Genomic DNA, 2,481 nt, shown 5'->3' on the forward strand with positions numbered 1-2,481 from the left:
AACTCGGTGGCAAGTCGCCTAACATCGTTCTGGAAGATGCCGACATTCAAAAGGCGGTTTCTGCAGGCGTCATGCAAGTCATGACCAATTCGGGCCAGTCGTGCAACGCACCAACCCGCATGTTCGTGCCGCGCGCGAAACTGGGCGAAGCCACCGCTGTTGCGAAAGCGACCGCAGAATCGGTTGTGGTTGCTGATCCTGCTGGCGACAAGCGCTTTGCCATGGGTCCATTGGCCAATGGTCGCCAGTTCGAGAAGGTTCAATCCTTGATCGAAATCGGCATGAAAGAGGCCACCTTGGTGGCTGGCGGCATGGGTCGCCCTGAAGGCTTCAACAAGGGCTATTTCGTGCGCCCAACCGTGTTCGTCAGCGATACCAATGACACCACGATCGCGCGCGAAGAAATCTTTGGCCCCGTGCTGACCATGATCCCCTACGATTCCGAAGCAGACGCCGTCGCAATGGCCAATGACACGGTTTACGGCCTGTCGGGCTATGTCCAGTCGGAAAACCTCGACCATGCACGCGCGGTCGCCAAGCAAATCCGCGCTGGCATGATCCACATCAATGGCGCCAGCACCGACACGGTAGCGCCGTTTGGTGGCTATAAGCAATCCGGCAACGGCCGCGAATGGGGCGACTTCGGCCTCGAAGAATTCCTCGAAGTCAAAGCCGTCATGGGCTATGGCGCCGTCGCGGCGGAATAAAACGCACTATCATCCCGGACGGCGAAAGCCGATCCGGGACCTTGTGCCATAAAATCCTCTGAGGTCCCCGCGCTGAGCTGAACCCCTTCAGACCGCTTCGCGGCCACATCGGCGCATGCGCCGAAACCCCGCGAGCGGGGAAGCGGCCTGTCTCAGCTGCTTCCGGTTGCCGCTTCCCCATTTATGGGGAAGCTCCGGCGAAGCCGGTGAAGGGGCAGTTCAGCGAGCTTCCTCAACCGATTCATAGGCGTCTTAGCATAGGCGTCTGGAAACAAAGTCATGCGCTCCAAGCGCGATGCCTCTAATGTTTCATCAATTGCCAAAAGCGTGCCGCTTGGATTTTGAAACCAATTGATATTGAGGATCCTGAGCACTTTCCAGCCTTCGGATTCCAAATATAGGTCGCGTTTTGCATCATAGGCGGATGTTGCCATATGTTGCCCACCATCCATCTCAATAACGAGACCTAAACTCAAGCAAGCAAAATCGGCTCGATACGGGCCTATAGGGTGCTCCCGCCTGAACACGGCACCAGCGCGGCCTGATCTCAGGGCAAACCACATTGTGCGTTCCGCATGTGATGGGATTGGCGCGGGCATCCAAGTAACCTGTCATGCCAATTTACAATCTTCAAGAATTTTTTCTATGAATCTACCTTAGAAAGAAATTTGATGGCTTTTGCAATTACCCCTTCAGTCCCTTCGGGACAGCTTCCCCATGAATGGGGAAGCGGCTAAGTGTCAAAAGCTGCGCTCTCTTGACGGCCGCCCCATTACCCCACCAAAAAATCCGCCGCCGCGTGAAAGACGAAGCTGTGCCGCCGCGCGACGGCGGTGACGTCGTGGCCATAGCCGCCACCTAGGACCGTCACCAGAGGAATAGACCGACTACGTACGGCTGCGATCACGCGGCGCTCGCGCGTCATGATGCCTTGATCAGTTAAGGCGAGTTTACCCAAACGATCATCCTGATGCGGGTCAACGCCCGCAATATAGAACACCAGATCCGGGCGAACGTGATCAAGCAAGGCAGGCAAATACTGGTCGAGAGCGGCGAGATAGGCTGCATCCCCCGTCCCTTTGGGCAGCGCGACATCCAAATCAGAAGGTGGTTTTTCTAAGGGCCAATTGTCATCGCAATGCATGGAAAAGGTGAAGACGCGCGGCTCATCACTAAAAATTAGGGCCGTACCATCGCCATGATGGACGTCTAAATCTACTACCAGAATCTGGTTCACAGCCCCTTCGGCCAATAGGACAGAGGCGGCAACCGCCACGTCATTAAAAACGCAAAAGCCTGCGCCTTGATCGGCCCGGGCATGGTGGCTGCCGCCCGCGCTGTTGCAGGCCAGGCCCTCTTGCAACGCCAGACGCGCCGCCAAAAGCGTGCCCGCCGTGGCCAATTGTGCGCGCAGGACGACGCGCACTGTCAGACTAAAGCCGATGCGCCGTACCGCCGCTGCATCCAAAGTTCGGCCCAACACCCCATCAACATAGGCAGGCGTGTGCGCACGGATCAGGTCTGCCCGTGCAATTGGTTCAGGGGTCACAAAGCCATGCGGGGCGAGACCGTCTTGGCGCAAAATGTCGGCCAGTTGGGCGAACTTTTGCATGGGGAAGCGATGGCCGTCCGGCGTATCGGCGGTATAGTCTGTGTGGTGGACGATGGGCAGGAGGCGCATGGGCTCAGCCTGTCCTCAGCCCGTCCTTGATTTTCTGGACAAGGCCCGGCCCTTCAAAGACCAGAGCGGTATAAAGCTGGATGGCATCAGCGC

At 57.5% G+C, this 2,481-nt stretch carries 3 protein-coding genes; 1 reads left to right on the plus strand and 2 read right to left on the minus strand.

From position 1 onward, the window contains the following. The coding region (locus tag ACOVRA_RS02460; RefSeq protein WP_421718909.1) for an aldehyde dehydrogenase family protein at positions 1-707 on the plus strand (707 nt) is incomplete at its 5' end. Between the two features lie 152 nt (positions 708-859). On the opposite strand, the gene ACOVRA_RS02465 is transcribed toward ACOVRA_RS02460, so the two are convergent. Then, a complete protein-coding gene (locus tag ACOVRA_RS02465; protein WP_421718910.1) occupies positions 860-1,306 on the minus strand; it encodes an endonuclease domain-containing protein in 447 nt (148 codons plus the stop codon). 173 nt (positions 1,307-1,479) lie between these two features. Continuing rightward, positions 1,480-2,388, minus strand: coding sequence for a histone deacetylase (locus tag ACOVRA_RS02470; RefSeq protein ID WP_421718911.1), 909 nt, complete (start codon positions 2,386-2,388; stop codon positions 1,480-1,482). Between the last annotated feature and the right edge of the window lie 93 nt (positions 2,389-2,481).

Source organism: Aquidulcibacter sp. (assembly GCF_049239865.1).
Lineage (GTDB): Bacteria > Pseudomonadota > Alphaproteobacteria > Caulobacterales > Aquidulcibacteraceae > Aquidulcibacter.

Bases quoted from the DNA above. Each gene is read 5' to 3' on its own strand.
- ACOVRA_RS02465 (WP_421718910.1), bottom strand. From the start codon at position 1,306: ATGCCCGCGCCAATCCCATCACATGCGGAACGCACAATGTGGTTTGCC.
- ACOVRA_RS02470 (WP_421718911.1), bottom strand. From the start codon at position 2,388: ATGCGCCTCCTGCCCATCGTCCACCACACAGACTATACCGCCGATACG.